The sequence below is a fragment of the Streptococcus sp. GMD6S genome (assembly GCF_000297015.1).
Genome location: NZ_AJRH01000316.1, coordinates 1 through 1,876, shown reverse-complemented (window position 1 = coordinate 1,876; position 1,876 = coordinate 1). Strand labels below are relative to the sequence as shown.

The 1,876-nt window shown below is 41.4% G+C and carries 2 protein-coding genes and 1 pseudogene; all 3 read right to left on the bottom strand.

Annotation, left to right across the window (positions count from 1 at the left end):
• Positions 1-9: 9 nt before the first annotated feature.
• Entirely contained in the window at positions 10-249 is a 240-nt protein-coding gene (locus GMD6S_RS11260; RefSeq protein WP_000183781.1) for a hypothetical protein, read from the bottom strand.
• Positions 239-1,411: pseudogene (locus tag GMD6S_RS11255) on the bottom strand (DNA cytosine methyltransferase). Before GMD6S_RS11255 ends, GMD6S_RS11260 begins: the two are co-directional and overlap by 11 nt.
• A partial coding sequence (locus GMD6S_RS11250) for a DNA-methyltransferase (protein WP_000518194.1) occupies positions 1,408-1,876 on the bottom strand: 469 nt, incomplete at its 5' end. The gene GMD6S_RS11250 and the pseudogene GMD6S_RS11255, both read right to left, overlap by 4 nt.

Here is a 1,876-nt window from a genome sequence, read left to right as displayed (position 1 = left end):
AAGAGATAATTATTCGAATATTTTTTGACTTTCAAGAGTGGTCTCCACAATCAATTGCTCAATCATTTGATTGATATATTTCAATTCTAGATAACCAAACTGATTGGTCTTCAATGCCCTCTTAATATGCATAAGCAGTTCCTGAAGTTGTATTTTGGAAACTGGTGATATCGATGGAAACGACTCCAATTGAACAGCAATTTTTTCAAGATAATGCTTGGTTTCTGATTCAGGAAGATTATTCGTCATGATTTTCCTTTATCGCATTTAGAATGGCTTTCCCAATAGCAAATACAACTGATACTGTCACACCGTTTCCTGCTTGTTTATACAACTGAGCATCCGAATTTACGGCACAAGCTTTTTCAAATAACTCATCAGGAAATCCTTAAAGCCTGAAGCATTCTTTAGGAGTCAATCTTCGAATCTTAACTGTTTTTCCCTTCCAGACAACAGCTCCCATTTGCCCTCCGCAAGAAAGGTTATGAGCCAATCCTTTTCCAACTCGTGCTCTTCTTGTTCTGGATCCTGGATAAGATAAATCAACTGAATCTCCAACATTCGCAACTTGATAACCTTTCTTAGTACCATTGCGAACCTTTATCCCCTCTTGCTCAGCAACTTCTAAAACTGCTGTATTCATAGCTGTTCTTTTTGTCACCCCTGATGTATAGCGAGCAGTGATACAGCGTGCTGTATTTGTTACCTTAGGAGCTGTCAAAGATTGGTCAATCATATAGAGTCCTGTTTTAGCACCTACTCCGCCTCCCTCACCAACAAGAGTCGTTGAAATGCCAGAAGTATCATAAACTCTGTAACTTTGCATGCCACCTATAAGCTGCTTAAGATGGCTGCTGCTTTCTCTGCGGACAGGTAATACTTGTCGTCTACCTCTGCTTCTAAGATGTCCGAGAGTATAGACTCGTTCTCTGTTTTGTGCGACTCCGTAATCTTTGGAATTAAAAATCTGCCATTCGAGGTCATACCCTGCTTGCCCCAGACTAGAGAGATAGTCGAGATAATCTCGTCCCCGGCTGCTTGATAAAAGTCCCTTAACATTTTCAAGGAGTATCCACTCGGGTTTATCCTTTTCTTCTTGGCTTTCGAGCAAAGCAACAAATCTAAAAAAGAGTCCACTTCGTTCACCGTATAATCCGGCTCGCTTTCCTGCGATAGACAGATTTTGACAAGGGCTTCCCGCACACCATAAATCTGCTTTTGGAAGTTGTGCTGGGTTGATGCTTGTGATATCGTCATGGAACCATTCTCCTTTCGTTTCATACATGGCTTCATATGATTTTCTTGCAAACTTATCCTTCTCGCAATAGCCAATACATTTCATTCCCGTCAACTCTAATCCACAACGAAAGCCACCGATTCCTGCAAAGAAATCCAGAAAAGTTATCGTCATTGTGCTTCCTCCATTTCATTCAAAGCTTCTTCAAAAGATAAGGTCCTGCCTTCACGGATTAGTTTCACATCCGTCTTTTCTGTTGCTTCCATGTAGCGTTTGACAATAACATCCACAAACTTTTCATCCAGTTCTATGCCATAACAAACTCGACCTGTCTGATCAGCCGCAATTAAGGTAGACCCACTGCCTAAAAATGGGTCCAGTATAAGTGTCCCTCGCATGGAAGAATTCTGAATCGGATAAGCCATAAGCTGAACAGGCTTCATAGTCGGATGCTCTTTACTGGATTTTGGACGGTCATATTCCCAAATGGTCGTCTGCTTTCTATCAGAAAACCATTGGTGTTTTCCTTTTTGTTTCCAGCCATAGAGCACAGGTTCATGTTGCCACTGGTAAGGGCTTCTACCTAATACCAGAGCATTCTTTTTCCAAACGCAACAACCGCTCAGATAAAAGCCAGCA